General features: G+C 71.0%; 31 protein-coding genes and 1 pseudogene. 15 read left to right on the top strand and 17 right to left on the bottom strand.

The features are described from left to right. The first annotated feature begins 315 nt into the window (after window positions 1–315). From H2041_RS07570 to H2041_RS07540, 7 genes are read left to right on the top strand one after another with little or no spacing between them, the layout of a single operon-like run. Entirely contained in the window at window positions 316–876 is a 561-nt protein-coding gene (locus H2041_RS07570; protein WP_293411147.1) for a GNAT family N-acetyltransferase, read from the top strand. Window positions 877–907: 31 nt separating this feature from the next. Next, entirely contained in the window at window positions 908–1,483 is a 576-nt protein-coding gene (locus H2041_RS07565) for a DUF1285 domain-containing protein (RefSeq protein WP_293411145.1), read from the top strand. Next, window positions 1,480–2,124 carry a CoA pyrophosphatase gene (locus H2041_RS07560; protein WP_293411143.1) on the top strand — a complete coding sequence of 215 codons (645 nt, stop codon included), beginning with the start codon at window positions 1,480–1,482 and terminating at the stop codon, window positions 2,122–2,124. The genes H2041_RS07565 and H2041_RS07560 overlap by 4 nt, the downstream gene beginning before the upstream one ends. Next, entirely contained in the window at window positions 2,117–2,395 is a 279-nt protein-coding gene (locus H2041_RS07555; RefSeq protein ID WP_293411141.1) for a hypothetical protein, read from the top strand. Before H2041_RS07560 ends, H2041_RS07555 begins: the two co-directional genes overlap by 8 nt. Continuing rightward, window positions 2,392–3,642: a CCA tRNA nucleotidyltransferase gene (locus H2041_RS07550; RefSeq protein WP_293411139.1), complete on the top strand. Its 1,251-nt coding sequence runs from the start codon at window positions 2,392–2,394 to the stop codon at window positions 3,640–3,642. The genes H2041_RS07555 and H2041_RS07550 overlap by 4 nt, the downstream gene beginning before the upstream one ends. Then, on the top strand, window positions 3,639–4,340 hold the full coding sequence (locus H2041_RS07545; RefSeq protein ID WP_293411137.1) for a type 1 glutamine amidotransferase: 702 nt from the start codon (window positions 3,639–3,641) through the stop codon (window positions 4,338–4,340). Before H2041_RS07550 ends, H2041_RS07545 begins: the two co-directional genes overlap by 4 nt. 56 nt (window positions 4,341–4,396) lie before the next feature. Then, window positions 4,397–4,546 carry a hypothetical protein gene (locus H2041_RS07540; protein WP_293411135.1) on the top strand — a complete coding sequence of 50 codons (150 nt, stop codon included), beginning with the start codon at window positions 4,397–4,399 and terminating at the stop codon, window positions 4,544–4,546. Window positions 4,547–4,549: 3 nt separating this feature from the next. Here the strand turns inward: H2041_RS07540 and H2041_RS07535 are convergent, their stop codons facing one another. The 3 genes from H2041_RS07535 to H2041_RS07525 are packed head-to-tail and all read right to left on the bottom strand — an operon-like array spanning window position 4,550 to window position 6,550. Next, a complete protein-coding gene (locus H2041_RS07535; RefSeq protein WP_293411133.1) occupies window positions 4,550–5,155 on the bottom strand; it encodes a DUF1131 family protein in 606 nt (201 codons plus the stop codon). A gap of 52 nt (window positions 5,156–5,207) precedes the next feature. After that, window positions 5,208–6,083, bottom strand: coding sequence for an oxygen-dependent coproporphyrinogen oxidase (hemF, locus tag H2041_RS07530; RefSeq protein ID WP_293411131.1), 876 nt, complete (start codon window positions 6,081–6,083; stop codon window positions 5,208–5,210). Beyond that, window positions 6,080–6,550 carry a tRNA (cytidine(34)-2'-O)-methyltransferase gene (locus H2041_RS07525; RefSeq protein WP_293411129.1) on the bottom strand — a complete coding sequence of 157 codons (471 nt, stop codon included), beginning with the start codon at window positions 6,548–6,550 and terminating at the stop codon, window positions 6,080–6,082. Before H2041_RS07525 ends, hemF begins: the two co-directional genes overlap by 4 nt. A 235-nt stretch (window positions 6,551–6,785) precedes the next feature. Between H2041_RS07525 and petA the strand changes: the two genes are divergently transcribed. The 3 genes from petA to H2041_RS07510 are packed head-to-tail and all read left to right on the top strand — an operon-like array spanning window position 6,786 to window position 9,515. Continuing rightward, window positions 6,786–7,340 (top strand): ubiquinol-cytochrome c reductase iron-sulfur subunit, encoded by a 555-nt coding sequence (petA, locus tag H2041_RS07520; protein ID WP_293411127.1) that lies wholly within the window; start codon window positions 6,786–6,788, stop codon window positions 7,338–7,340. A 5-nt stretch (window positions 7,341–7,345) separates the two neighbouring features. Further along, the gene (locus H2041_RS07515; RefSeq protein WP_293411125.1) at window positions 7,346–8,665 is read left to right on the top strand and encodes a cytochrome b/b6; all 1,320 of its coding nucleotides are present in this window, start codon (window positions 7,346–7,348) and stop codon (window positions 8,663–8,665) included. A 7-nt stretch (window positions 8,666–8,672) separates the two neighbouring features. Continuing rightward, on the top strand, window positions 8,673–9,515 hold the full coding sequence (locus H2041_RS07510) for a cytochrome c1 (protein WP_293411123.1): 843 nt from the start codon (window positions 8,673–8,675) through the stop codon (window positions 9,513–9,515). 59 nt (window positions 9,516–9,574) lie between these two features. Here H2041_RS07510 and H2041_RS07505 read toward each other — a convergent pair whose 3' ends face one another. Further along, complete coding sequence (locus H2041_RS07505; RefSeq protein WP_293411120.1) at window positions 9,575–10,366, bottom strand: hypothetical protein; 792 nt, start codon at window positions 10,364–10,366, stop codon at window positions 9,575–9,577. A gap of 105 nt (window positions 10,367–10,471) precedes the next feature. Between H2041_RS07505 and H2041_RS07500 the strand changes: the two genes are divergently transcribed. Continuing rightward, window positions 10,472–10,999, top strand: a complete 528-nt coding sequence (locus tag H2041_RS07500; RefSeq protein WP_293411118.1) for an adenine phosphoribosyltransferase — start codon at window positions 10,472–10,474, stop codon at window positions 10,997–10,999. Here H2041_RS07500 and H2041_RS07495 read toward each other — a convergent pair. The 7 genes from H2041_RS07495 to H2041_RS07465 all read right to left on the bottom strand — a co-directional run bounded on the left by H2041_RS07495 (window position 10,996) and on the right by H2041_RS07465 (window position 16,746). Then, window positions 10,996–11,469, bottom strand: a complete 474-nt coding sequence (locus H2041_RS07495; protein WP_293411115.1) for a VOC family protein — start codon at window positions 11,467–11,469, stop codon at window positions 10,996–10,998. The two genes, H2041_RS07500 and H2041_RS07495, sit on opposite strands and share 4 nt — an antisense overlap. A 90-nt stretch (window positions 11,470–11,559) precedes the next feature. Beyond that, window positions 11,560–12,249, bottom strand: coding sequence for a dienelactone hydrolase family protein (locus H2041_RS07490; protein WP_293411112.1), 690 nt, complete (start codon window positions 12,247–12,249; stop codon window positions 11,560–11,562). Beyond that, window positions 12,246–12,917: a dienelactone hydrolase family protein gene (locus tag H2041_RS07485; protein WP_293411110.1), complete on the bottom strand. Its 672-nt coding sequence runs from the start codon at window positions 12,915–12,917 to the stop codon at window positions 12,246–12,248. The genes H2041_RS07490 and H2041_RS07485 overlap by 4 nt, the downstream gene beginning before the upstream one ends. 222 nt (window positions 12,918–13,139) lie before the next feature. Continuing rightward, complete coding sequence (ychF, locus tag H2041_RS07480; protein ID WP_293411107.1) at window positions 13,140–14,237, bottom strand: redox-regulated ATPase YchF; 1,098 nt, start codon at window positions 14,235–14,237, stop codon at window positions 13,140–13,142. Window positions 14,238–14,297: 60 nt separating this feature from the next. Continuing rightward, entirely contained in the window at window positions 14,298–14,924 is a 627-nt protein-coding gene (gene pth, locus H2041_RS07475) for an aminoacyl-tRNA hydrolase (protein ID WP_293411104.1), read from the bottom strand. Between the two features lie 43 nt (window positions 14,925–14,967). Next, window positions 14,968–15,603 carry a 50S ribosomal protein L25/general stress protein Ctc gene (locus H2041_RS07470; RefSeq protein WP_293411101.1) on the bottom strand — a complete coding sequence of 212 codons (636 nt, stop codon included), beginning with the start codon at window positions 15,601–15,603 and terminating at the stop codon, window positions 14,968–14,970. Window positions 15,604–15,729: 126 nt separating this feature from the next. Then, complete coding sequence (locus H2041_RS07465; RefSeq protein ID WP_293411098.1) at window positions 15,730–16,746, bottom strand: hypothetical protein; 1,017 nt, start codon at window positions 16,744–16,746, stop codon at window positions 15,730–15,732. 174 nt (window positions 16,747–16,920) lie between these two features. On the opposite strand from H2041_RS07465, the gene H2041_RS07460 reads away from it, so the two are divergent. After that, window positions 16,921–18,399: a phospholipase D-like domain-containing protein gene (locus H2041_RS07460; protein ID WP_293411095.1), complete on the top strand. Its 1,479-nt coding sequence runs from the start codon at window positions 16,921–16,923 to the stop codon at window positions 18,397–18,399. A gap of 4 nt (window positions 18,400–18,403) precedes the next feature. Here H2041_RS07460 and H2041_RS07455 read toward each other — a convergent pair whose 3' ends face one another. The 4 genes and pseudogenes from H2041_RS07455 to lgt all read right to left on the bottom strand — a co-directional run. After that, window positions 18,404–19,339: a ribose-phosphate pyrophosphokinase gene (locus tag H2041_RS07455; protein WP_293411092.1), complete on the bottom strand. Its 936-nt coding sequence runs from the start codon at window positions 19,337–19,339 to the stop codon at window positions 18,404–18,406. A gap of 167 nt (window positions 19,340–19,506) precedes the next feature. Continuing rightward, on the bottom strand, window positions 19,507–20,286 hold the full coding sequence (pgeF, locus tag H2041_RS07450; protein ID WP_293411089.1) for a peptidoglycan editing factor PgeF: 780 nt from the start codon (window positions 20,284–20,286) through the stop codon (window positions 19,507–19,509). Continuing rightward, on the bottom strand, window positions 20,283–21,347 hold the full coding sequence (locus H2041_RS07445; protein ID WP_293411088.1) for an SAM-dependent methyltransferase: 1,065 nt from the start codon (window positions 21,345–21,347) through the stop codon (window positions 20,283–20,285). Before H2041_RS07445 ends, pgeF begins: the two co-directional genes overlap by 4 nt. A 103-nt stretch (window positions 21,348–21,450) precedes the next feature. Then, window positions 21,451–22,257: pseudogene (lgt, locus tag H2041_RS07440) on the bottom strand (prolipoprotein diacylglyceryl transferase); the annotation flags it as partial. A 116-nt stretch (window positions 22,258–22,373) separates the two neighbouring features. On the opposite strand from lgt, the gene H2041_RS07435 reads away from it, so the two are divergent. From H2041_RS07435 to proC, 3 genes are all read left to right on the top strand, one after another. Then, window positions 22,374–22,604, top strand: a complete 231-nt coding sequence (locus tag H2041_RS07435; RefSeq protein WP_293411085.1) for an accessory factor UbiK family protein — start codon at window positions 22,374–22,376, stop codon at window positions 22,602–22,604. Between the two features lie 153 nt (window positions 22,605–22,757). Continuing rightward, window positions 22,758–23,261, top strand: coding sequence for a YbjN domain-containing protein (locus H2041_RS07430; RefSeq protein WP_293411082.1), 504 nt, complete (start codon window positions 22,758–22,760; stop codon window positions 23,259–23,261). 88 nt (window positions 23,262–23,349) lie between these two features. Next, complete coding sequence (gene proC, locus H2041_RS07425) at window positions 23,350–24,144, top strand: pyrroline-5-carboxylate reductase (RefSeq protein ID WP_293411079.1); 795 nt, start codon at window positions 23,350–23,352, stop codon at window positions 24,142–24,144. Here proC and H2041_RS07420 read toward each other — a convergent pair. Together H2041_RS07420 and H2041_RS07415 are read right to left on the bottom strand one after the other, a co-directional pair. Continuing rightward, on the bottom strand, window positions 24,141–25,487 hold the full coding sequence (locus H2041_RS07420) for an ATP-binding protein (protein ID WP_293411077.1): 1,347 nt from the start codon (window positions 25,485–25,487) through the stop codon (window positions 24,141–24,143). The genes proC and H2041_RS07420 overlap by 4 nt on opposite strands. Continuing rightward, window positions 25,487–26,197 (bottom strand): response regulator, encoded by a 711-nt coding sequence (locus tag H2041_RS07415; protein WP_293411075.1) that lies wholly within the window; start codon window positions 26,195–26,197, stop codon window positions 25,487–25,489. The genes H2041_RS07420 and H2041_RS07415 overlap by 1 nt, the downstream gene beginning before the upstream one ends. Window positions 26,198–26,286 lie beyond the last annotated feature (89 nt).

Genomic DNA, 26,286 nt, shown 5'->3' with positions numbered 1-26,286 from the left:
ACAGCAGATAGTCCCGCTCCCCCAGGAGGGCGCGGGCGGAGGGGGGCGGCTCTGAGGCGGGCGTGTCGGACATGGGGGGCGCAACTTGGCCTGCGCCGTTTCGCCCCGCAACGGCGAAGGTGGAGGCTATTGACGCGCCCGCGCGCGGGCCTTATCGGCGCGCCCTTCGGGCCGTGAGCTCCGAGGCTGACCGCGAGGGCGCCATGCGTGCGCTGCGACGACGCGGGTGCGCGCGACGCGCCCACTGAAACCTGCTCGACGCCGAGGCTGCGCGTCGGGCGTTTCCCTGCCCCGACTCGCCGAGCCCAGACGCCCATGACCGCCGCCTTCGTCCTCGCGCCCGAGGACTCCGCCCTGAACCCGACGCCCGCCGCCGCGCCCCTCATCCGGCGCGAGACCGCCGCCGACGCCGCCGATATCGAGGCCCTGCTGGACCACGCCTTCGGGCCCGGCCGCTTCGCCAAGGCTTCGGAGCGGGTGCGGGAGTTTGCGCCCCTGCGCCCGGACCTCTCCTTCTGCGCCGAGGAGTCCGGCCGCCTGGTGGGCTGCGTGCGCCAGTCGGAAATCCGCATCGGCGAGACGCCGCTGATCTTCCTGGGACCCCTGGCCGTGGCCGCGCCCATGCGGCGCTTCGGCCTGGGCGCGCGCCTGGTGGAGGCCGCCTGCGCCGCGGCGGCGCAGGCCGGCTATCGCGCCATCCTGCTGGTCGGCGATCCGCCCTTCTTCGGCAAGCTGGGCTTCTCGGCCGCGCCGACGGGGGCGATCCTCATGCCCGGGCCGGTCGACCGCGCCCGCCTGCTGCTGAAGCCGCTCGCCCCCGACGGCGGCCGGGCGCTGGACGGCGGACCGCTGCAGGGCGCCGTAGCGGGAACTTGAGAGGGCCCGCGGGCGCGCCTACCTTCCCGCCATGGCCGAAGTGACCGCCAAGCCCGATCTCGACCGCCTCGCCGACGGCGCCAAGCAGGCGCCCGGCCGCGGCCTGCCGCCCGTGCACCTGTGGAACCCGACCCACGCCGGCGAGATCGACATCGTCATCCGCCCCGACGGAAGCTGGACCCACGAAGGCGCGGTGATCGGCCGCGCGGCGCTGGTGCGCCTCTTCTCCACCATCCTGCGCAAGGACGAGGACGGCTACTGGCTCGTCACGCCGGTGGAGAAGATGAGGATCAAGGTGGAGGACGCCCCCTTCACCGCCGTCGCCGTCGAGGCCGCCCGGGACGCCGAGGGCCAGGCCGTGCTGCGCTTCACCACCAATGTCGGCGACGTGACCGTCGCCGGCCCCGACAATCCGATCCGCGTCGAGACCGATCCCGGGACGGGCGAGCCGCGTCCGTACGTCCATGTCCGACGCGGTCTTGAGGCGCTGATCCTGCGCCCGGTCTTCTACGAACTGGCGGACATGGCGCAGATGCGCGACGGCGTGGCCGGGGTGGAGTCGGCCGGCGCCTGGTTCCCGCTCGAGCCGGAGGCGCCCCGCCCGTGAGCCCCGCCGCGCCGCTGGGCCAGTTGCGGGAGTGGATCGTCCAGCGCCTCGACCCCCTCGAAGACCGCGATCCCGTCGACGGCGTCATCCAGTCCGATTTCGACCTGCGCCCCGACCGCCTCAATCACGAAGGGCCGCCGCTGACGCCCGCCGCCGTGCTGGTGGGCCTGATCGGGCGGGAGGAGGGGGTCTCGGTCCTGCTGACGCGCCGGGCTGACACCCTGCGGCGCCACACCGGCCAGATCGCCTTTCCGGGCGGCCGCCGCGACCCGGGCGAGACGATCTGGGAGACGGCGCTGCGCGAAACCGAGGAGGAGGTCGGGCTCTCGCGCGACTTCATCACGCTGGGCGGGCTCGCCACCCCCTACCGCACCGGCACGGGCTATCTGGTGACGCCCGTCGTCGGCTTCATCGAACCGGGCTTCCAGCTCTCCCCCAATCCGGACGAGGTCGCCGATGTCTTCGAGACGCCCTTCGGCTTCCTGATGGACCCGACGAACCACGAGGAGCACGAGCGGGAGTTCAACGGCCAGAGGCGGCGCTTCTACGCCATGACGCATGAGGAGCGCTTCATCTGGGGGGCGACGGCCGGCATGCTGCGCGCCCTCTACGACCGGCTCTACGGAGGCGCGGTTGCTTAGGGTCTTCCTCATCCGCTCGGCCCTGATCGCCGCGCCCTTCGTGGTCTGGTTCGTCTGGAGCGCCTGGGCCCGACGCAACGGGCGGGAGATGGGCGCCACCCCCTGGGCCTGGCTGGCGGCGGCCGGGGCGGTGCTGTTTGGCCTTTCGCTGATGGCGAGCGCCGTGTTCCAATCGGACAACCGCGGCCAGACCTACGTGCCGGCGGAAGTGGGGGAGGGCGGGCGCGTTTCGCCCGGCCATTTCGAGAAGAAGGAAACGCCGACGCCATGAGCGAGAGCCTGGGCGAGAGACCCTGGATGAGCGCGCCCGCCACGCGGGCGGTGCTGGACGCCCTGGAGGCCAAGGGCGGCGCCGACTGCGCCCGCTTCGTCGGCGGCTCGGTCCGCAACGCCCTGATGGGACGACCGGTCGACGACATCGACATCGCCACCACGCTGACCCCCGAGGAGGTCACCGAGGCCCTGACGGCGGCGGGGCTGAAGGCCGTGCCCACCGGCGCCGAACACGGCACGATCACGGCCGTCGCCCAGGGAAAGCCCTTCGAAATCACCACCCTGCGCCGCGACGTGGAGACCGACGGCCGCCGTGCGGTGGTGGCCTTCTCCACCGACTGGAGCGAGGACGCCCAGCGGCGGGACTTCACGCTGAACGCCCTCTACGCCAGCCGGGACGGGACGATCCACGATCCCACGGGCTCGGGCCTCGCCGACGGCAAGGCCGGCCGCATCGTCTTCGTCGGCGATCCGGCCACCCGCATCGCCGAGGACTATCTGCGCATCCTGCGCTTCTTCCGCTTCTACGCCTGGTACGGGAAGGGCGAGGCCGACGCCGCCGCGCTCGCCGCCTGCGAAGCCGGGCGCGACATGCTGCAGGACCGCCCGGGCGAGCGGGTCTCGAAGGAGCTTCTGAAGCTGCTGGCGGCCGACGATCCGGTTCCGGCCTTGCGCCTGATGGCCAAGACCGGCGTCCTGGAGACGATCCTGCCGGGCGGCCAGGACCTGGCCCAGTTCGAAGGGCTCGTGGCCATCGAGAACGAGCTGCTCTTCGAATGCGATCCGCTGCTGCGGCTGGCCGCGCTCATGCCCGCCGACCAGGTGGGAACCGGCAAGGCCGCCGAGCGGCTGCGGCTCTCCAACGCCCAGCGCGACCGGCTGATCGCCGCGAAAGGGCAAGACCTGCGCATCACGAGCTGGATGAGCCCGCGGGAATCGCGCCGCGGCGTCTATGCGCTGGGCGCCGAGGCCTTCGCCGACCGGGTGAAGCTCGCCTGGGCCGCCGACAACCGCACGGCGACGGCGCCGCAGTGGCGCGGCCTGATCGCGCTCGGCCAGAGCTGGGCGCCGCCGCCCTTCCCGCTGACGGGGGAAGACGTGGTCCATGCCGGCGTGCCCAAGGGGCCGATGGTCGGCCAGGTGCTGCGCGAGGTGGAGGACTGGTGGATCGACCACGACTTCATCGACGACAAGTTCTCGGCCATCGAGAAGCTGAAGGCGGTCGCCCAGGGCATGGCCTATTGAGGCGGCTCGGCATCCTGAAGACCGGGGCGCCGCCGGAGCCCCTGGCGGCGACCTTCGGCGGCTATCCCGACATGTTCCGTCGCCTCCTGGGCGAGGACCGCTACGAGTACGCCGTCTTCGACGTGGAGGCGGGGGAGCTGCCGGCGCGTCCGGAGGACTGCCTGGCCTATCTCGTCACCGGTTCGTCGGCCGGCGTCTACGACCCGCTGCCCTGGATCGGCGCGCTGAAGGGCTTCCTGCAGGCCGCCAAGGGCCGGGCCGGGCTGGTCGGGGTCTGTTTCGGCCACCAGGTCATGGCCGAGGCCTTCGGCGGCCAGGTGATCAAGTCGCCCAAGGGCTGGGGCGTGGGGCTGCAGGCCTATGAGGTGGCCGAGCCCCAGCCATGGATGGACGGGGCCGCGCCCATCGCGCTCGCCGCCTCGCATCAGGACCAGGTGGAGGTCCCGCCGCCGGGGGCGAGGATCGTGGCGGCCAGCGCCTTCACGCCTTTCGGCATGCTCGCCTATGGCGATCAGCCGGCCTTCTCCATCCAGCTCCACCCGGAGTTCGAGCCGGCCTATGCTCGCGCCCTGATCGAGGCGCGCCGCGGCAGCCGCTATTCCGATGAGCAGGCCGACGCCGCCGTCGCCTCCTACGAGGCGCCTGACGACTCGCGCCGCGTCGCCGGCTGGATCAACGCTTTCCTCGCAACGCTCTGAGCGTCACGTCGTTTTCTGCAAGGCGGGCGCCTGGGCGTCCCCACAGGAGCTGGCCGGTGAAGAATCGCCCCGTCAAACTGATGATCGTCTGCGCCAGTGCGCTCGCGGCCCTGCTGGTGGCCGGCATCGAGGCCGAGGCCGCCAATCCCGATCCCGCCGCCGCCGATGCGGCGCGGGACCTCCTGATCGCAAGCCTGCCCGCCTGAGGGTCAGGCCGCCGAAGCGGTCCAGAGGAAGGCGCTCAGCCGGGCGTTGGACTCCAGAAAGGCGCCGTCGGGCATGGCGTCGTCCGCTCCCTGCCAGTTCGGCAGGTCGAACACATAGCCCAGCTGCGGCGCGCCCTGGCGGTAGCAGATCAGCGTGCCCGACAGCGTTTCCATCCCGCGCACGCAGGCGGCGGGATCGAAGTCCAGCTCCGCCCAGCTCGCGCCCAGCTGCTCTCCGCCAGGGCCGACGACCGGGCCGCCATGGCCGCGGATGACGCCGACCACGGCCGGATCTCCCCCGGGCATCAGGTCGAGCGCCAGGCCGTCCTCGCGGCGCACCGTGATCTGTTCGTAGACGCCGTCGCCCTCGATGGTCTGCTTCTCCACCGTGGCGGCCGGGAAGCGGCTCTCCACCGCCTCGACGGTCAGCGGCGTGGCGGCGTCGATCTCGCCGGCGCCGGCTTCGGAGAAGGTGATCAGGACGGGGCCGACGACGGCGGCGCTCTCGACGGCGGGGGCGGGGGCGGCCGGCTCGGTCTCCGCCGGCTGCTGCGGACCGCAGGCCGCCAGCAGGGCGGCGGCCGCGAGGGTAAGCGTCAGGTTTCGCATGCGCCACCCTCGCACAGCCAAGCCTCCCGGGGCAAACGGCCCGACGCCGGGATCAGGGCCAGCTGACCATCGGCGGCATGGAGGACAGGATGGAGGTGATGTTGCCGCCCGTCTTCAGACCGAACATCGTGCCGCGGTCGTAGAGCAGGTTGAACTCGACATAACGGCCGCGGCGGACCAGCTGCTCCTGCCGGTCGGCTTCGCTCCACGGGGTCGCCATGCGGCCGCGGGCGATCCTCGGATAGACGTCCAGGAAGGCGCGCCCGACGTCCTGGGTGAAGGCGAAGTCGCGCTCCCAGTCGCCGGAATTGTGATGGTCGTAGAAGATCCCGCCGATGCCGCGGGGCTCGTTGCGGTGGGGCAGGAAGAAGTACTCGTCGCAGCGCGCCTTGTAGGGGGCGTACCAGGCCGGATCGTGGGCGTCGCAGGCGGCCTTCATGGCCGCGTGGAAGGCGACGGCGTCCGGATTCTCCTGATTGCGCTGATAGTCCTGGGTGGGGGTCAGGTCGGCGCCGCCGCCGAACCAGCTCTGGCTGGTGGCGAGGAAGCGGGTGTTCATGTGCACGGCCGGCACGTGCGGATTGCGCATGTGGGCGATCAGGCTGATGCCCGTGGCCGTGAAGCTGGGATCCTTGTCGGCGCCGGGCATGGTGGCGGCCATTTCCGGGCTGAACTTGCCGTGCACCAGGCTGATGTGGACGCCGCACTTCTCGAAGAAGCGGCCGCCCTTCATGAAGCCCATGACGCCGCCGCCGCCGGCCGGGCGGTCCCAGGGCGTCAGTTCGAAACGCCCGGGCGCGCCGGGATAGAGGTCGTCGGGCGCCTCGCGCTCCATAGCCTCGAATTCGGCGACGATGCGGTCGCGCAGGTCGTCGAACCAGGCGCGGGCGCGGGTGTTCCAGGCTTCAAGCACGGCGGTGTCGGTCATGGCGTCCTGGGCTTAGGGAATCCGCCGGTCTGGCGCAACGCTTCCGAAAGGCCGATCGCCGCCGAGACGGTCAGGTTCAGCGAACGCGCGTCCGGATGCAGGGGGATATAGACCCGCGCCTGGGCGGCGGCGTGGACCTCCTCCGGCGCTCCGCTGCTCTCGCGTCCGAAGATCAGGGTGTCGCCCGCCTGGAAGGCGACGCTGTGCAGCGGCTCGGCGCCGCGCGTCGTGAAGAGGATCAGCCGGCCCTCCGCGCGCTCGGGCGCGGCCAGGAAGTCCTCGAAGCTCGCCCGCCGCGTCCACCGCGCCAGACGGCCATAATCGAGCGCCGCGCGCCGCACCGCCTTATCGCTTAGCGGGAAGCCGCAGGGTTCGATCACCTCCAGGTCGACATCGAGGCAGGCGGCGAGACGAAGAGCCGCGCCCACGTTTTGCGGAATGTCCGGTTGAAAAAGCGCCAAACGCATTCTAAGCGATCCAGCCACGGGATTGGCTGGGGCGTGAGACGAATCGCAAGTTGCGGCCGCGACAGTGTCGCAAGGCTGCGCGTGCGAAAATTCTCCTGCCCCTGTATGGGTTCCGAACAAGGCCTTACCAGAGCTTCTGGCGAGGTCGAAGGCGGGGCGTCGCGGTATTGGCCGTGAGCGTCCGAACGGGTGGCGGTCCTTGCGGTCGCGGCCCCAACCGAAGGGTAGCTTAAAGGTGGCTGACACCGTCGTGGGCGAAAATCCCGATCCTCACGCCGCGGGCGAAGACCCGAACCGGCGCGACTTCATCCACATCGCCGCAGGCGCGGCCGCGGTCGGCGCCGTGGGCGCCCTGGCCTGGCCGTTCATCGATCAGATGAACCCTTCGGCGGACACGCTGGCTCTGGCCTCGGTGGAGTTCGACCTCACCAAGGTGGAGCTGGGCCAGCAGGTCACCATCAAGTGGCGCGGCAAGCCGCTCTTCATCCGCAAGCGGACGGAGAAGGAGATCGCCGAGGCGGTCGCCGACGACAACGCCGACCTGCGCGATCCGCAGCGCGACGAAGACCGTCACAAGCCCGGCAAGGCCGAGTGGCTGGTGCTCATCGGCACCTGCACGCACCTGGGCTGCGTGCCGACCTTCGGCGGCGGCGACTTCGGCGGCTGGTTCTGCCCCTGCCACGGCTCGCACTACGACACGTCCGGCCGGATTCGTAAGGGCCCCGCGCCCACGAACCTCGTCGTGCCGGACTACGAGTTCCTCTCCGACACTACGGTCAAGGTGGGCTGACACCGATGAGCGGACATTCCACCTACGAGCCCAAGACGGGCTTCGAACGCTGGCTCGACATGCGCCTGCCCCTGATCCGCTTGGGCTGGGACAGCATGATCGACTACCCGACCCCGAAGAACCTCAACTACTGGTGGACCTTCGGCGGCATCCTGGCCGTGTGCCTGGGCATTCAGATCGTGACCGGCGTCGTGCTGGCCATGCACTATGTGCCTCACGTCGACCACGCCTTCGCCTCGGTCGAGCGCATCATGCGCGACGTGAACTACGGCTGGCTCGTGCGCTACATGCACGCCAACGGGGCCTCGATGTTCTTCATCGCGGTCTACATCCACATCGTCCGCGGCCTCTACTACGGCTCCTACAAGGCGCCCCGCGAAGTGCTGTGGATCCTGGGCTGCATCATCTACCTGCTGATGATGGCGACGGCCTTCATGGGCTATGTCCTGCCCTGGGGTCAGATGAGCTTCCATGGCGCGGTCGTGATCACCAACCTGTTCGGCGCCCTGCCGGTCGTGGGCGAGGCGATCACCACCTGGCTGTGGGGCGGCTTCGCGGTCGACAACCCGACGCTCAACCGCTTCTTCTCGCTGCACTTCCTGCTGCCGTTCATGATCGCCGGCGTGGTGGGCCTGCACATCTGGGCCCTGCACGTCCCGGGCAACAACAACCCGACCGGCGTGAACGTGAAGTCCAAGGCCGACACCGTGCCCTTCCATCCGTACTATACGGTGAAGGACGGCTTCGCGATCGTGGTCTTCCTGATCCTCTTCGCGACCTTCGTGTTCTACAATCCGAACGCGCTGGGCCACGCCGACAACTACATCCCCGGCAACCCGCTGGTGACGCCGGCGCACATCGTGCCCGAATGGTACTTCCTGCCGTTCTACGCGATCCTGCGCGCGGTGCCCGACAAGCTGGGCGGCGTGATCCTGATGTTCGGCGCCATCGCGGTGCTGTTCGTCCTGCCCTGGCTCGACACCTCCAAGGTGCGGTCCATGCGCTATCGCCCGATGGGCAAGCTGTACTTCCTGATCTTCCTGCTGGCCTGCCTGGTGCTGGGCTACTGCGGCGCCAAGCTGCCGGACGATCCGGTGATCCCGGGCCTGTCGACCTTCACCCTGATCGACGCGGACCTGAACAGCTTCGTCTGGCTGTCGCGCTTCGCCACCCTCTACTACTTCGGCTACTTCCTGGTGGTGCTGCCGCTCCTCGGCCTGATCGAGAAGCCGCTGCCCCAGCCGGAATCGATCTCCACCCCGGTCCTGTCGCATCCGGGCGCTGCGCCCGCCGGCGCGACCGCCGCGCCTGAAATGAAGGGTTGAGCCCAAGATGCTGCGTAAAGGTATCGCCCTGGCCGCCCTCGGCCTCGCCCTCGTCGCCGGTCCGGCTCTCGCCGCCGGCGGCGCCAAGGCGCCCAAGCATGTCGAGTTCAGCTTCGAAGGCCCGTTCGGCAAGTTCGACCAGGCCCAGCTGCAGCGCGGCTACAAGGTCTATCGCGAGGTCTGCTCGGCCTGCCACTCGATGAACCTGATGTCGTTCCGGAACCTCGGTCAGAAGGGCGGTCCCTTCTATGATCCGGAGTATCCGAACCCGAACGACAACCCGTACGTGAAGGCCATCGCGGCCGAGTACCAGATCAACGACATCGACTCCGAGACCGGCGACGTCATCCAGCGTCCCGGCACCTCGGCCGACCGCTTCCCCAACCCGTACCCCAACGAGGCGGCGGCGCGGGCGGGCAATGGCGGCGCCCTGCCGCCGGACCTGTCGGTGATCACCAAGGCGCGCCACCACGGGCCGCAGTACGTCTACTCGCTGCTGTCGGGCTACCAGGACCCGCCGGCCGGCCTGCAGGTCAGCCCGGGCCAGTACTACAACCCCTATATGGCCGGCGATCTGACCGCCTACTGGACCGGCGAAGGCCACGTCCCGCCCGGCGGCTTCATCGCCATGCCGCCGCAGCTGGCGCCGGACAAGGTGACCTTCGACGACGGCACGCCGTCCACCATCGAGCAACAGGCCAAGGACGTGGCCGCCTTCCTGACCTGGGCCTCGGAGCCCAAGATGGAAGAGCGCAAGGCGTTCGGCTTCGGCGCGATGATCTATCTCGTGCTGTTCGCCGGCGTGCTCTACGCCAGCTACCGCCGCATCTGGCGCAACGTCGCCCACTAGGGCGGCGCGTCAGCCACGGAACCAGAGGGCCCGCCGGAGCGATCCGGCGGGCCCTTCTGCTATGGGGCGTCCGGCGGATAGAGCTCCAGCCGCCCGGCGGGGAAGTCGAAGCGCAGCCGCCAGCGGGCCAGGACCGCGGGCCCCACAGCGCCAAGGCGGGCGGCGTCCCCCTCGGCCAGCAGGCCGGCCGGAAGCCTCTCGAACAACACGCCGGCGAAGGAGAGGGCGCGCAGTTCCGCCCGCGCCGGTCCGTAGGGGCCGAGCTTCCCCGGCTCGGCGGCCCCTGAAACCTCTGCGGCGGACGGCGAAAGACGCACCGCCGCGTCCAGCCCCGTCGCAGGGGTCATCGGGCCGGCCAAGGCGCTGCGGTCGTCAGCCACGGCGGCCCGGACCGTCGGACGGCCCTCGATCCAGGTCAGCGGCAGGACGGCGGCGGGCGGTGCGCCGGCCGGCGGCCGCGACGGCGGTCCGACCCGCAAGCGACAGGGTTCGAACTGCGCCTCGAGCACCAGATGGCGCAGGACGTCGGCGCCGATGACGCCGGCGATCGGCGTCGGAAAGGCCCAGGTGCGCGCGTCCTGGTCGACGATGGCCACCTCGCGCTCTGGAAAGCTGATCCCGCCCACGCGCACCTCCAGCGTTACGGCCTCGCCGGAATAGCCCTCGCCCATGGCGCGCGTCTCGTGCAGTTCGGTCCGCGCGGCGCCGGTGTCGATGATGAAGTCGCCGGCCACGGGGCCGACGGCGGCCGGCGCCACCAGCACGCCCTGCTCGTACCAGCAGCGCAGCTCGGCCGCGGCCGCGGGCCCGGCCGCGAGGGCCAGGACCGTGGCCGGCAGGACCGTCTTCATCCGTCTTCCATGCGCCATGTCGCCCCCTCAGGACGGCGACCATAGCCAAGGCCGCCGGCGCTGCGCGATAAGGAGTTGGGCATCGGAAGACGGAGCGGCGCGAAAATGGACCTGCGGAAGGCGATCCGGACCATTCCAGACTACCCCAAGGCGGGGATCCAGTTTCGCGACATCACCACCCTGCTGACCGACGCCCGCGCCTTCCGCCGCGCCGTGGACGAGCTCGTCCAGCCCTTCGCCGGCCTGAAGATCGACAAGGTGGCCGGCATCGAGGCCCGCGGCTTCATTCTCGGCGGCGCCGTGGCCCATCAGCTCTCGGCCGGCTTCGTCCCTTTGCGCAAGAAGGGCAAGCTGCCCCACCGGACGCGGTCGGTGGAGTACGCCCTGGAATACGGCTCCGACGCGCTCGAGGTGCATCTCGATGCGGTGGTGGAGGGCGAGCGAGTGATGCTGGTCGACGATCTGATCGCCACCGGCGGCACGGCTCTGGCCGCTGTGAACCTCCTCCGACAGGGCGGCGCCGAGGTGCTCGCCGCGGCGTTCGTCATCGACCTGCCGGACCTGGGCGGCGCGGGCCGCCTGCGGGCGGCCGGCGTCCCCGTCTCGACCCTGGTGGCCTTCGAAGGCGACTAGGATCCCTTCGCCGCCGCCTCCAGCGGCGCGATGTCCAGCTTGACCATCCGCATCATCTGCTCGGTGACGCGCCGGACCACCTGCGGGTCGGGGTCGCTCATCAGTTCGCCCAGGCGCCTCGGCGCGATCTGCCAGGACAGCCCCCAGCGGTCCCGCAGCCAGCCGCACTGCTCGACGGCGCCGCCCGCCTTCAGCGCATCCCACAGGCGGTCGAGCTCGGCCTGGGTGTCACACTCCACCATGATGGAGAAGGCGTGGTTGAAGGGGTCGAGCGGCCCCGCCTCGATGGCCATGTAGTTCTGGTCGCCCAGGGTGAAGCTCATCATCCTCACGCTGCCGGCCGGCCCCGACGGATTGTCGGCCATGACGGCCGAGCTGCGCACGACCTTCGAGCCGGGAATGAGGGAGGTGTAGAGGCTCACGGCGGCCGCCATGTCCTTCTCGAACCAAAGATGCTGCGTGACCTTCATCGCGGAGTCCCTTCCGGTTGCCGACGGCGGCGCGCCGCCTCGACCAAGGACGAACGAGCGCCTATGCCGCCGACATCCCCGTCGACGGGTTCACGCCCCTTCGCCGCGGCCGCCGCCGTTGCGGGTGAAGACCTGCAGGGTGCGCAGGCGGGCCAGGCGCGCGGCGTCGGGCTGGTGGTCCTTGCGCCGGTCGGAGAAGAAGCCGTGGCCGGCGTCATAGAGATAGATGGGAAGGTCCGGATGCCGCTCGCGGATCTCGTCGATCCGCTCCATCGGGATCGAGGCGTCGGTCTTGCCGAAGTGCAGGATGGTCGGGCAGCGGGGCGTCTCTTCCACCAGCTCGCTGATCCTGCGGCCGTAGAAGCAGGAGGCCGCCGCCACGCCGTCGCAGCGGCAGGCGACCAGCCAGGCGGCCGCCCCGCCCCAGCAGTAGCCGGCGACGAAGACGGGGCCTTCCAGGGCGTCGATGGCCGCCTGGGCGTCGCTGGCCACCAGGTCCCACGGCGCGGCCTGGGAGAGGGCGACGGCGGCCTGCATGTCGGCGGCCTCGTAACTCGCCTGGAAGCCCGGCTGCTGGCGGTCGTAGAAGGAGGGGGCGATCACTTCATAGCCGTCCTCGGCGAAGCCGTCGGCCAGCTCGCGGATATGGTCGGTGACCCCGAAGATCTCCTGGATCAGGACGAGCCCGCCGCGCCGCGCGTCGGTCGGGCGCACGTGGTAGGCCTCGAAAACGAAGCCGTCGGCGCGGCTCGTCAGGCGGATCGTCTCTCCGGCCCTCATGCGGACTCGAACAGTTCGCGGGTGCGCGCGCGGGCGAGGTCGGCGGCCTCCTCGTGGTAGCGCTCCGGGCTCTCGTTGTTGAAGCCGTGGCCGGCGCCTTCGTAGATGTAGACCGGAACCTCCGGGTGATGCGCCTTCACCGCCTTCTCCACCTCGTCGGCCGGGATGCCGGGGTCGGTGTGTCCGAGATGGACGATGGTCGGGCAGCGCAGGGGGATGTGGGCGTTGGCCTGCACCATGCTGCCGTAATAGCTCGACGCCGCGGCAAGGCCCTCGACCTTGGAGGCGGCCAGCCAGGCCAGCGACCCGCCGTAACAGTAGCCGACGACGCAGACCTTGCCCCGGGGCGTCAGGAAGTCGCGGGCCGCGGCGATGTCGGCCATGGCCTGCTCCAGCGGCGTGGCGCGTGCATGGGCGACGCCCGCGGCGATGCCCTCCTGGTCGTGGGCGACGGAGAAGCCGCGCTGGCGGCGGTCGAACATGGCCGGGGCGACGGCTTCGTAGCCGGCCTTGGCCCATCGCTCGACATCGGCGCGGACATACTTGTCGATGCCGAAGATCTCCTGCAGCACGATCACCCCGCCCTTGCGCGGAGTGAACGGCGCCTCGTGATAGGCCGACAGCGCAAAGCCGTCGTGGCCGCTGGTCAGCGTGATGGTGTCGCCCATGGTCGTCTCCCTTGGCCTGCAGCCTAGGGCGCCGGGCGCGGCGCCGGCTAGGGGCTTGAGCCGATCGGGCCGCGACCCTTCAGATGCGAACGGGGCTCTCCAGCCCGGATCTTCGTCACCCTGGGCGTGGCGTCCAGGTTCCGGCCTCCGCCCGCGCCGACCGCAGTCAGGGATCCTCGGGACGAGCCCGTGGGCGACGCGCAGAGGGGTCTGAAACCCGACCTAGACGTTGAAGCGGAAGTTCATCACGTCGCCGTCGTGGACGACGTACTCCTTGCCTTCCTGGCGCAGCTTGCCGGCCTCGCGCGCGCCCGCCTCGCCGTTGAACTTCACATAGTCCTCGAAGGCGATGGTCTCGGCCCGGATGAAGCCCTTCTCGAAGTCGGTGTGGATCACGCCCGCGGCCTGCGGCGCCGTGGCGCCCACGGGGATGGTCCAGGCCCGCGCCTCCTTCGGGCCGGCCGTGAAGTAGCTCTGCAGGCCGAGCAGCTTGTAGGCCTCGCGGATCAGACGGTTGAGGCCCGGCTCCTCCAGGCCCAGGGTCTCCAGGAACTCGGTGCGCTCCTCGGCGTCCAGCAGGGCGATCTCGGCTTCGATCTGGGCGGAGATGACCACCGTCTCGGCGCCGTCCTGACGGGCCTTCTGCGCGACCTTTTCCGACAGCTCGTTGCCGGTGGCGGCGGAGGCCTCGTCGACGTTGCAGACATAGAGGGCGGGCTTGGAGGTCAGCAGCTGGAGCATGCGCCAGCCCTTCTCGTCCTCGGCGTCGATCTTGGCGGCGCGGGCCGGGCGGCCTTCGTTCAGCTGGTCGAGGGCGAGCTTGACGAGGCGCAGGGTGGCCGCGCTTTCCTTGTCGCCGACCTTGGCGCGCTTCTCGAGATTGACGACCCGCTTTTCCAGGCTCTCCAGGTCGGCGAGCATCAGCTCGGTCTCGATGATGTCGAGATCGGACAGGGGATCGATCCGCCCCTCCACGTGGGTGATGTCGTCGTTCTCGAAGCAGCGGGCGACGAAGGCCACGGCGTCGCAGTCGCGGATGTTGGCCAGGAACTGGTTGCCCAGGCCTTCGCCCTTGGAGGCGCCGCGCACCAGGCCGGCCACGTCCACGAAGTTCATGCGCGAGGGGATGATCTCCTTCGAGCCGGCGATCTTCGCCAGGGCCTCCAGCCGCGGCTCGGGCACGGCCACGTCGCCCACGTTCGGCTCGATGGTGCAGAAGGGATAGTTGGCCGCCTGGGCCGCCGCCGTCTGGGTGAGCGCGTTGAACAGGGTGGACTTGCCGACGTTCGGCAGGCCGACGATGGCGACTTTCAGGGCCATGGGGTCCTCGGAAACACAGGTGGAGCCGCGCCCTCTTAGCCGAGCGGCGCGGGATTGTCCTTAAGGGGTGGCGCGGCCCTGACGGGCCTGGCGGGTGTCGGCCTTGTCGGCGGGGGCCAGGCGCATGACCTCGGCCTGGTACTTCTCGTCCTCGCCCGCGGCCAGCAGGGGGGCGGCGTCGGCGCAGGCGCGCAGCAGATCGGACACCCAGCCCTGCTCGACCTTGTGGAAGTCCGACAGGACGTGGCCCTGGACGAGGTCCTTGTGGCCCGGATGGCCGGTGCCCAGGCGGGCGCGGCGGAAGTCGGGACCTATCTGGCCGGTGATGGACCGGACGCCGTTGTTGCCGGCGGCGCCGCCGCCGGTCTTCATCCGGAAACGGCCGGGCGCCAGGTCGATCTCGTCGTAGAAGACGACCAGGTCCGAGGGCTTGAGCTTGAAGAACTTCAGCGCCGCGCCGACCGCATTGCCGCTGTCGTTGTAGTAGGTCTGCGGCTTGAGGATCAGGGCCTTGACCGGACCGTCCGGGGTCTCGATCGCGCCTTCGCGGGTCAGGGCCTGAAATCGCGACCGCTCGGGACCGAAGTTCCAGCGGCGCGCGATCTCGTCGACGGCCATGAAGCCGATATTGTGGCGGTTGCCCGCATAGCGCGCGCCGGGATTGCCGAGGCCGGCGAGGATCAGCATGCGACCCTCCGCTGCGGACGGCTAGCCGGCGCGGGCGAGGGCCTTAGCCCTCGGTCTCGGACGCCGCGGAGGCGGCCGAGGCGGCGTCGGCGTCGGCGGCCGCGTCCTGGGCGGCCTGAGCCGAGGTGCCGGCGACGGTCGCGATCACGAAGTCGCGGTCGACGGTCGGCGAGACGCCCTTGGGCAGCTTGATGCTGGAGATGCGGATGGTGTCGCCGATCTCCAGGCCGCTCAGGTCGTGGACCAGCTCTTCGGGAATGGCGTCGGCCGGGCAGGACAGCTCGACCTCGTGGCGCACGACGTTCAGCGTGCCGCCGCGCTTCAGGCCCGGCGAGGCGTCGTGGTTGGTGAAGTGCACGGGCACCGAGATCTTGATCTGCTGGTGCTCGTCGACGCGGTACAGGTCGAAATGCCACGGCTCGTCGGTGACCGGATGCATGTCGATCGCCTTGGCGATGACCGGCTGGGTCTCCTGACCGTACTTCAGGGTCACGAGGTGGCCCAGCAGCTTGCCCGTATAGAGCGCCTTGCGGAACTCGTTGGCGGCCACGGAAATGGCCACGGGATCCTTGTCGCCGCCATAGAGCACGCCCGGCACCTTGCCTTCGCGGCGGACAGCGCGCGCCGCGCCCGTCCCGGTCTGTTCACGCACTTCGACGTTCAAAACGATATCGGCCATAGCCTTGCCTCAAAACGAAACCGCCGCGCGAACCCGCGCGGCGAGGGTCGCGATCCCGTCAGGGACCGGAAAAGGGTGCGCGTAGATACACACAACTGGGCCGCCATGCAACGGCGGCGGCGAAGATCAGCGCGATTTCGCCGCGCCGCCCGCGCCGGCCTCGGCCAGGGCGGCCGTCTCAGCCACCTGGACGGGCGTGTCCGACAGGCCCGCACCCTTCATCAGGCACTGGCCGGTGTCCATCAGGGCGTGCTGGCCCAGGCAGAAGACGTCCTCATAGTGCGGCTTGGACACGGCCAGGCACTGGTAGAGGTTGAGCTTGGACATGTTCAGACACGAGGCCGAGGTCGGCTCGGCCATGACCGCCTTGATCAGGTCGGCGCGATTCTCGCCGGCCTCGCCCAGCACCGCCAGGGCGGCGACCGCCAGGCTGCGGCCGACCATGCGGCTGTACGGCGGCTCGGCCGGCTGACCGTTCAGGCCCATGGGCGCGGCGCCGACGGCGGCCTGCTGCAGGCGCGCGGTTTCCTCGACCTCGCCGACGATGGGCGTGGCCGACAGCGCCTTGGCCTGGGAGAGACGCAGGGCGCGGTTCTCCACGTCGCTCTTCGACCACTTGGAGTGCTGGATGTCGTAGGCGGCCTGCTTGACCGCCGAGCCCACCTCGAACAGGCGCTTGCCCTCGGCGCCGTAGGCGGCGACCACCAGGCCGGCGGCGCTGCGGGCGCCCGGAAGCGTGGCGGCGTAGCCGGGGTCGGCGACGATGTCGTTCATCATCTGGGCGCGGGTCGTCGGGTCGACGGCGTACTTCCGGATCGCGCCGACGAATTCCGGATCCTGCAGCGCGGCCACCGCGCCATAGGCCACCGCGCCGCGCAGGAACTGCTCGGGCTCGTAGGCGACGCCGGTCTTGAGCGACTCGGCGATGTCGGCGCCGTCCTCGAAGTCGGGCGTAATCGCCGCCGAGCGCTCCATATAGTAGCGATAGGCGCTGGCCTGCTCGATCAGGGAGGGCGCCAGCGCCACGGGCGGCGGCGGCGGCGGCGGCGGCGGGGGCGCCGGCTCGGAGCAAGCCGCGAGCACGGCGACGCTGGCGAGCGAGAGCGCGGTCAGCGCGCCACGAATACGAATGGCCGGCCTCATGGGCGACTGTTCCCCTTCACGTACGCCTGGAACATAGCATGTCCGATCAGGCGATATCATGGCCCCAAGATCGTAAACTATTGTTCACCAAGCTTTACCACGGGCCTCGCGCGGGGAGCGAGCCCGCGGCGCAGGCGGTGCAACCCTCGCCGTGCGAGGACATTACAGCCGGGCATGGGGCCTGATGAAACCTCTTCGCCGCTGAGCGCGTGGCGCCGCGCCCGTGCGTCCCGCGCGCGGCTCATCGTCGACGCCGAAACCTATTTCGCCGCCGCCCGGCGGGCCATGATGGCGGCGCGCTCCGACATCTTCATGCTGGGCTGGGATTTCGACACCCGCGTCCGCCTCGACCGGCAGGTGACGCCGAAGGACGGCGACGCCCCCACCGATCTTGGGCCCTTCATCTCCTGGCTGGCGCAGAACCGCCCCGACCTGAAGATCCGCATCCTGCGTTGGGACGTGGGGGCGCTGAAGGCCCTCGTGCGCGGGACCACCATCTTCCGCCTGCTGCGCTGGATGGGTTCGGGGCGCGTGCGCTTCCGCCTGGACGGCGCCCATCCGCCGACCGGCAGCCATCACGAGAAGATCCTGGTGATCGACGATCAGCTCGCCTTCTGCGGCGGCATCGACATGACCATCGGGCGCTGGGACACCCGCGACCATGCCGACGGCGCGCCCGGCCGGCGCCCGCCGGGCGGCGGCGAGCCGCTGAAGCCCTGGCACGACGCCACCATGGCGCTGGAAGGCGAGGCCGCCGCGGCCCTGGGCGATCTGGCGCGCGAACGCTGGCGGCTGGCCACCGGCGAGGACCTGCCGCCGCCCGCCCCGGGCCGCCGCGACCTCTGGCCCCGGGGCCTGTCGGCCGACTTCGACGATGTGGAGGTGGCCATCGCCCGCACGCGCGGCGCCTGCGAGGTCCGCTCCGAGGTGCGCGAGGTGGAGGCCCTGCATCTGGAGATGATCGGCGCCGCGCGCCGGTTCGGCTATTTCGAAAGCCAGTACTTCGCCTCGCCCGCCATCGCCCAGGCCATGGCCGAGCGGCTGGCCGAGCCGGACGGGCCGGAGTTCGTCGTCGTCCATCCGCGCTCGGCCGAGGGCTGGTTGCAGAGCGAGGCGATGGATTCGGCCCGCGCCCGGCTGCTCGACCACCTGCAGAAGGGGCCCGGCGGCGAGCGGCTGAGGCTCTATTGTCCCTGCACCGAGGGCGGTGCGGAAATCTATGTCCACGCCAAGATCGCCGTCGTCGACGATGCGATGCTGCGGGTCGGCTCGGCCAATATGAACAACCGCTCGCTCGGTCTCGACAGCGAGTGCGACGTGGTCATCGACGCCCGCGGCGCACGTCCGGCCGAGGCGGAGCGGCGCGGGGTGATCGAAGACATCCGGCTTGGCCTGCTGGCCGAGCATCTGGGCGTGACGCCGGACGAGGTGCGGCGCGCCGAGACGCGGTGCGGTTCGCTCATCGGCGCGATCGAGAGCCTGCGCAGCCCGGGCCGCAGCTTGAGGCTCTATGAGCCGGAGGAACTCGGCGCGCTCGATCGGTTGGCCGCCGTGGCCGAGCCGCTCGACCCCGAAGGGCCGCTGGCCGACGCCGAGGCGATGACGGCGGGCGGGTGGCGGCGCCTGGTGGGCGACCGCCTGAGGGGCGCGTGAGGCCTCAGTCGAAGAGCTTGGAGACCGATTCCTCGTTGGCGATCCGGCGCACGGCTTCGCCGATCAGGCCGGCGCAGCTGACATAGCGGATCTTGTCGGCCGAGGCGGCGCGATCGGGGGCGGCGATAGAGTCGGTCATGACCAGCTCCTTCAGCACCGAGGCGCCGACCCGCTCCACCGCCGCGCCCGAGAGCACGCCGTGCGTCACATAGGCCGAGACCTCCGAGGCGCCGCCGTCCACCAGGGCCTGGGCGGCGTTGCAGAGGGTGCCGCCGCCGTCGATGATGTCGTCGAAGAGCACGCAGCGGCGGCCTTCCACGTCACCGATGATGTTGGCCACCTCGCTCTTGCCGGGGCCGGAGCGGCGCTTGTCGACGATGGCCAGTTCGGCGTTCAGCCGGCTGGCCACGGCCAGGGCCCGGACCACGCCGCCCACGTCGGGGGAGACGATCATCAGCTCGTCCGGCTTCTCGTAATTGGCCTTGATGTCGTTGGCGAGCAGCGGCGCCGACAGCAGGTTGTCGGTCGGGATGTCGAAGAAGCCCTGGATCTGGCCCGAGTGCAGATCCATCGTCAGCACCCGGTCGGCGCCGGCGCGGGTGATCAGGTTCGACACCAGCTTGGCCGAGATGGGCGTGCGGCCGCCGGTCTTCCGGTCCTGACGCGCATAGCCGAAATAGGGCATCACCGCCGTGATCCGCCGGGCCGAGGCGCGCTTGAGCGCATCGATGCAGATCAGGAGCTCCATCAGGTTGTCGTTGGCCGGGTAGCTGGTCGACTGGATGACGAAGACGTCCTCGCCGCGGACGTTCTCGTCGATGGTCACCCAGACCTCGTTGTCGGCGAAGCGTTTCACCTGGGCCCGCGTAAGCGGGATGTCGAGGTGGTCGGAGACGGCCTGGGCGAGAGCCTGGTTCGAGTTGCCCGCCATCAGCTTCATGGTGTCTCCTGAGATTGGTCCGCGCCGCTGAGCGGGGCTTTATCCGCCGGGCGCCCCACGGGCAACCCTCGCGGGCGCGCGTTGCGCGCAAGTGGCGGCCTCTCGCCGGACGAAACGCGGACGAACGGACAGGACGGACCGGCGATCTGATCCCGCCAGACGCAGGTCTAGAGAACGATGGCCGACAGCAGCCGGCCGTAGTCGGCCTCGCCGCGCTTGAAGGCCCGGCGGTTGGAGAAGAAGAGGTCGGCTTCGGCGCAGGTGTCGCGCCCCACCCACTCGGCGTTCGCGACGCCGGCGGCGGCCAGGCGCGAAAGCACGAAGCCGGGAAGGTCGAACATGTGCTTGCCCGCCGATTCCCCGGAGCGGAAGAAACGCTCGTGGCCCGCGTCGGCGGCGGCGAAGCGGTCGAGGAACTCCGCGCCCACCTCGTAGGAGGCCTGGGCGATGCAGGGGCCCACGGCTGCGACGATGCGTCCCGGCCGGGCGCCGAGCTCGGTCATCTTGGCCACCGCGTCGGCCACGACGCCGCCGAGCGCGCCCTTCCAGCCGGCATGGGCTGCGCCCACCACGCCCGCGTCCGGGTCGGCCAGAAGCACCGGCGCGCAATCGGCGGCCAGGGCGCCGCAGATGAGGCCGGGGGTGCGGGTGACCACCGCATCGGCCTCCGGCCGGGCCGCGCCCCAGGGCCGCTCGGCGATCCGAGCCTCGGCCGAGTGGACCTGATGGCAGGTGTTCAGAGCCTCCGGCGGCAGTCCGAAATGGGCGGCCGTGCGGCGGCGGTTCTCGGCCACGTCCTCGGGCGAATCCTCCGAGCCGGGCCCGACGTTGAGCGACCCGTAGAGCCCGGCCGAAACCCCGCCCTGGCGCGTGAAGAAGGCGTGGCGCACGCCCGCGGCCTCGAGCAGAGGCGAGGTGATCACGGGAAGCGGGGCGGGTTCGGTCATCGGGCTTCCTCGAAGGCTGGCGGCGACAGGTCCTTCGCATGAAGGCAGAGGACCTTGAAGAGTTCGCCCATCTCGTTCTGGGCGGTCAGTCGGTCGAACTGGCGGCCCAGGGTCTCGACACGGTCCGGCCGGCGGGCGGCCAGGGCCTGGGCGCGGGCCTCGATCCCCATCCGCCCGAGGAACTGCGCCTGGGTCAGCAGGGCCGCCGCCGCCGCGCCTTCCGCGACGGCGGCGGCGGCCACGGCGGCGAAGTCGGCGTGCACGGTGAGGTCCGCCTCGCCAGGGAAGGCGAGGGGATCGACCTTTTCGTGGCGCTTGAGGGCCTGAAAGGTGTCCCCGCCCGGACGGGCCGAGCCGTAGTCGATCAGCAGGGCCGCCCCGCCCTCGGCGGCCAGACGCGCGCCGAGCGTCAGGCCGAAGGCCTCCTGGGCGGCCGAGACCTCGCGGATGGACCCGACCGGCAGGTCCGCCTCGGCGAAGGGCGGAGGCAGGGGGGCGGAGAGGCCGAAGGCGAGCCGGCCTTCCTCATCCAGGCCGACCATCTTCTCACGCCAGCCCCGCTCCGTGCGCACGAACTGGCGGGCGGGCAGGCAGTCGAGGAATTCGTTGGCGACCAGGATCAGCGGACCTCCGCCAGGAACGTCGTCCAGTCGGCCGGCCCACTGCGGCGCGGCGTGGGCGAGACGCTCGGCCTGGCGCGCGCGCAGCGGCGGCGAGGCCTCGATGAGCCAGAGGTCGGCCGCCTCGCGGAACCCGGGCGCGGCCCCGGCGGCGCGCAGCAGGTCCTCCATCAGCGTCCCGTCTCCGGGACCCGCCTCGACCAGGCGGAAGGCGGCGGGCTCGCCCATGGCCCGCCAGGTCTGAGCCGCCCAGAGGCCGATCAGCTCCCCGAACATCTGGCTGACGGCCGGAGCGGTGATGAAGTCGCCCGTCCCGCCGATGGCCGGGCGCGTGGCGTAGTAGCCGTCCTGCGGGTCGTGCAGGCAGGCGGTCATGTATTGGGCGAGGGTCAGCGGCCCGCCGGCGGCGATCTGGGCCGCCAGCCGCTCACGCAGGCTCATCGGCGTCCGGGCGCGGCCGGATGCGGAAGGGATCGTCCTCGCCGTCGGCGGCCGCCTGCGCCTCGGGCAGGGTCTGCGGCGCCGGCGCCTCTGCGGCCGGAAGGGCGGGCAGGGGTTCGCGCAGGGCGCGCCAGACCAGGAAGGCGCCGCCGAGCAGCATGGGCAGGCTGAGCATCATGCCCATGGTCAGTCCGGCGGGGAAACTGGGCAGGAAGGCGTCGGGCTCGCGCACCTGTTCCACCAGGGTGCGGAAACAGGCGTAGCCGACCAGGAAGAGGCCCGCCACCGCCCCGCGGCGGTTCAGCCAGAGCGCCCGGTGGGTGGCGATGCGCAGGATGACGAAGAGGACGATCCCCTCCAGCGCCGCCTCGTAGAGCTGGCTGGGGTGGCGCGGATAGGGTCCGGCGCCCGGGAAGACGACCCCCCAGGGCGCGTCGGTGGGCCGGCCCCACAGCTCGCCGTTGATGAAGTTGGCGATGCGGCCGAAGAAGAGACCGATGGGCACGCAGGCGGCCACCAGGTCGGCCAGCCGGAAGAGGTCGATGCCGTTGGCGCGGGCGAAGACGGTCACGGCGATGGCCACGCCGATCGCTCCGCCGTGGAAGCTCATCCCCCCGTGCCAGACCTGCAGCACCTCGACCGGGTTCGTCCACAGGATGGCCGGCTGGTAGAAGAGGACATAGCCCAGCCGCCCGCCGGCGATGATGCCGATGGTCACCCACAGGATCAGGTCGTCGATCTGCGGCACGGTGGCCGGCTGGCCGCGCAGCGCCCACAGGCGCTCGTTCTTCACCAGCCCGACGACGTAGCGCCAGCCCAGGATGATGCCGGCCACGTAGGCCAGGGCGTACCAGCGGATGGCGAAGGGGCCGAGCTGGATCAGGACGGGATCGAATTCAGGGAAGGGCACCGGCGCAGGTCTCCAGCCAATTCGGCGCCTGTGTAGCCCAGAAGGCCTTCGCATTCATCCCCCGGCGCCCCATATTGGAGACGCGCGGCGGACCTTCCCGCGCGTCAGAGCCCGATATGCAGACCCAAAATCCCTTCCTCGACGAGATCGCCAAGCTGACCACAGCGGCCATGGGCATGGCCCAGACCGCCGGCGAGGAGGCCCGTACGGCCTTCCGGGCGCAGGCCGACCGCGTGGCGGCCGAACTCGACCTGATCCGTCGCGAGGAGTTCGAAGCGCTGAAAGCCGAGGTGGCCGCCCTGCGGGCCGAGGTCGACGCGCTGCGCGGCAAGGGCGAAGGCGCCTAAAGGCGCGGCCCGTCGCCTACACGCGAAAGTGCCTCGCTCGCCGGAAGAAGCCGGTGACAGCGGGCGCGCGAAGCAGATTAGTTTCATGACTGCCGGTCGATTCGTTCGGGCTATCGCGCCCGGCACGGCCGCAGCGAAAGGACCGTGGGTTCCATGGATATGCCCCAGCCCGACGAGGACGTGGTCCTCGGCCTGGACCCGTTGGATGTGGTCGAGCACGTGCTCACCGCCGAGAATCTCGAATTCGACCGCACCGAGGACGGCGACCTCGCCTTCAGCCTGACCGGCGAGTGGAAGGAGTACGAGCTCTGGTTCGCCTGGCGGCCGGAGGCCGACTGCCTGCAGCTCTGCCTGGCGCTCAGCCACAACGTGGCCCAGGACCAGCGTCCTCCGGCCCACGAGATGATCGGTCTGGTCAATCAGCGCCTCTGGCTCGGTCACTTCGAGCTCTGGGACGACGGCGAGATCGTCTTCCGCCACAGCATGGCCCTGACCAGCGGCGAGCGTCCGAGCCTGGCTCAGGCCGCGGCCATGATCGACATCGCGGTGGAGGCGGCCGACCGCTTCTATCCGGCGTTCGACTTCCTGGTGCGCGGCGCGAAGAACCCGGCCGAAGCCATGGCCGCCTGCATGTTCGAGACCGTCGGCGAGGCCTGATCGGCCCGGACGCGCGGGTCTTCGGCCTCGCGATTCAGCCCTCGCCTCGCTAGGGTCCGCCCTTCGCCACCAAGCCAGGGAGGATCCGATGGGGCCGATTCTGATGCTGGGCGCCGGCCGCATGGGCGGCGCGCTGATCGCCGGCTGGCGCAAGGCCGGCGCCTTTCCCCTCAGCGACCTCATGATCCGCGACCCGCAGGCCGGCGACGAGGCCAAGGCCGCCGTCGCGGCAGGCGCGTCGCTTGATCCCGACGCCGAGGCCATGGGCCGGGCCAAGGTCGTGCTCCTGGCCGTCAAGCCGCAGCTCTGGCGTGACGCCGCCGTCGAGGTTGGGGGCAGCCTCTCCTCCGACGCCGTGATCGTCTCCGTGGCCGCCGGCGTGGCGGCCGCCCAGATCTCCCAGGCCTTCGGCGGCCGTCCCGTCGCGCGCATCATGCCCACCACGGCCGCAGCCATCGGCCAGGGCACGGCGAGCCTCTACGCCACCGACGCCGCGGCCCGCGACATTGCGCGGCCCCTGTTTGAAGCCGTCGGCGCCGTGGTCGAACTTGAGGACGAGGAGCTGATGCACGCGGCCACCGCCGTGTCCGGCTCGGCGCCGGCCTATCTCTACGCCTTTGTCGAAGCCCTGGAGGCCGCGGGCGAAGCCGCCGGCCTCCCCGCCGAGTCCGCCCGGACGCTCGCCCGCGCCACCATTTCCGGCGCCGCGGCCCTGCTCGCCCAGAGCGGCGAGGAGCCGTCCGAGCTGCGCCGGCAGGTGACTTCGCCCGGCGGCACCACCCAGGCCGCGCTCGACGTGCTGATGGGCGAGGCCGGCCTCGGACCCCTGCTCAAGGATGCGGTGGCTGCGGCCGCCCGCCGGTCGCGCGAGCTCGGGGCCTAGCGCGGCAGGCGGATCACCGCCCGCAGGCCGCCCAAGGGCGAACGGTCGAGCAGCACCTCGCCGCCGTGGCCGCGGGCCACGTCGCGGGCGATGGCCAGGCCCAGGCCCACGCCCTTGGTGTTCTGGTTGCGCGCCTCGTCCAGGCGGTTGAAGGCCTTGAACGCCTCCTCGTACTGGGCCGCCGGAATGCCCGGCCCGTCGTCGTCGACGGCGATCTCGACCCCGCCCGAGGGCAGGATCCGAGCGGACAGCTCCACCGTCTCGCCATGGACGGCGGCGTTCATCACCAGGTTGGAGACGGCGCGCTTGAGCGCATTGGGGCGGACGTCGACGGCCAGGGTCTCCGGCGCCTCGACGCGGACCTGGGCGCCGGCGCGCACCGCGCCCTCGGCCACCTCCTGCAGCAGGGGCAGCAGGCGGGTGGTCTCGACGGCCTCGCCGCCCTCGCCGCGGGCGAAGGCGAGGTACTCGTCGATCATGTGCTCCATCTCGGAGAGGTCGCGCTTCATCTCCTCGGTCCGGGACGAGGGCGGGGCGAGCGCCAGCTCGAGCTTCAGCCGGGTCAGAGGCGTGCGCAGGTCATGGCTGACCGAGGCCAGCAGGGCGGTCCTCTGCTCGATATGGCGCTGGATGCGGCTCTTCATGGCCAGGAAGGCGTGGGCCGCCTGCCGCACCTCGCGCGCGCCGTGCGGCTTGAACCCCTGGTCGTCCACGCCGCGGCCGAAAGCGTCGGCGGCGGTCGCCAGCCGCTCGATGGCCCGGGTCTGGTTGCGGATGAAGAGGATGGCCACAGCCGTCAGCAGCAGGGTCGCCACCGTCATCCAGAGGATGAAGATGTGGCCCTGTGTGGCGATGGCCCGGTCCCGCGGCGCCAGGATGCGCAGCACGCCTTCGTCCACCTGCACGCGGATGTCCACATAGGCCGGGTAGCGGGTGGCGTCGAACCAGAAGGGGGCGTCCAGCCGCTCCGACAGCGCCCGCTTCAGGGCGTAGTCCACTGGCGCGAAGAAGGCGTAGCGGCGGGTCTCCGGCAGGTCGCGGCCCTGCTGGAGAGCGATGGAGAGGCTGAGCGACTCCTCGGCGCGGTCGGCCAGCTTGGCGAAAGCCTCCGGACTCTTGTCGTCCTGGTAGCTCTCCACCGCCCAGGCCACCTCGCCGGCCAGGCCGTCGGACAGGCGGCTGGTCACCGTGTTCCAGTGGGCGTCGAAGAAGATCCAGGTGACGGCGATCTGCATCAGCGCCACCGGCAGGACGATGATCAGCAGCGAGCGGCCGAAGAGGCTGGTCGGAAGCCTCCGCTTGATCAGGCGCCCCAGATAGCGCGGCGGCAGGCGCAGGCGCATCAGTCCGGCGCCAGCATGTAGCCGACCCCGCGCACCGTCTGCAGATAACGCGGCGTCTTCGGGTCGGCTTCGATCTTGCGTCGCAGGCGGGTGACCTGGACGTCGACGGCGCGGCCGGACGGATCGACCGTCTCATGGGCCAGCTCCATCCGGTCGACCGGCTCGTGCGGGTTGCGCGCCAGCCGCTTCAGCAGGGCGCTTTCGCCCTCGGTCAGGCGGACGGCGACGCCGTCGCGGAACAGCTCCCCCCGGGCGGGATCGAAGGTGCAGTCGCCCAGGGCCAGCTGGGCGGCGGCCGGGCTGCGTTCGGCCGTCCGGCGCAGGATGGCCTCGATGCGCAGCAGCAGCTCCTGCGGCTCGAACGGCTTACCGAGATAGTCGTCGGCCCCGACCTGGAGGCCGGCGATCCGGTCCTCAGGCTCGCCGCGGGCCGTCAGCATCAGCACCGGCGTGCGTCCCGCCGCCCCGCTCCGTCCGCGCAGCCACCGGGTCAGGGAGACGCCGTCCTCGCCCGGCATCATCACGTCGAAGACGGCCAGGTCGAAGTCGAAGCCCTCGAGCAGCTTGCGCGCGGCCTCGCCGCCGGGGGCGACGGTGACGCGGAAGCCTTCGCGGCTGAGATAGGCCTTGAGGAGTTCGCGGATCCGGTCGTCGTCGTCGACGACCAGCAGGTGCCGGGAAGCGGCGCTCGGGGCTTCGGCGAGGCTCATGCGGGGGCGGACTCTCCTGCTGTCGGGGCTGGAGAATAGGACGGCCGCGCCGCCTTCGCCACGTCCGCGCACGCCCCTTTCCGTTTGAC

Origin of the sequence: Phenylobacterium sp., assembly GCF_013911965.1 — a bacterium.
Taxonomy (GTDB): Bacteria; Pseudomonadota; Alphaproteobacteria; order Caulobacterales; family Caulobacteraceae; genus Phenylobacterium.
The sequence above is the reverse complement of the archived record's forward strand: the minus strand, read 5'-3'. Positions and strand labels throughout refer to the sequence as shown.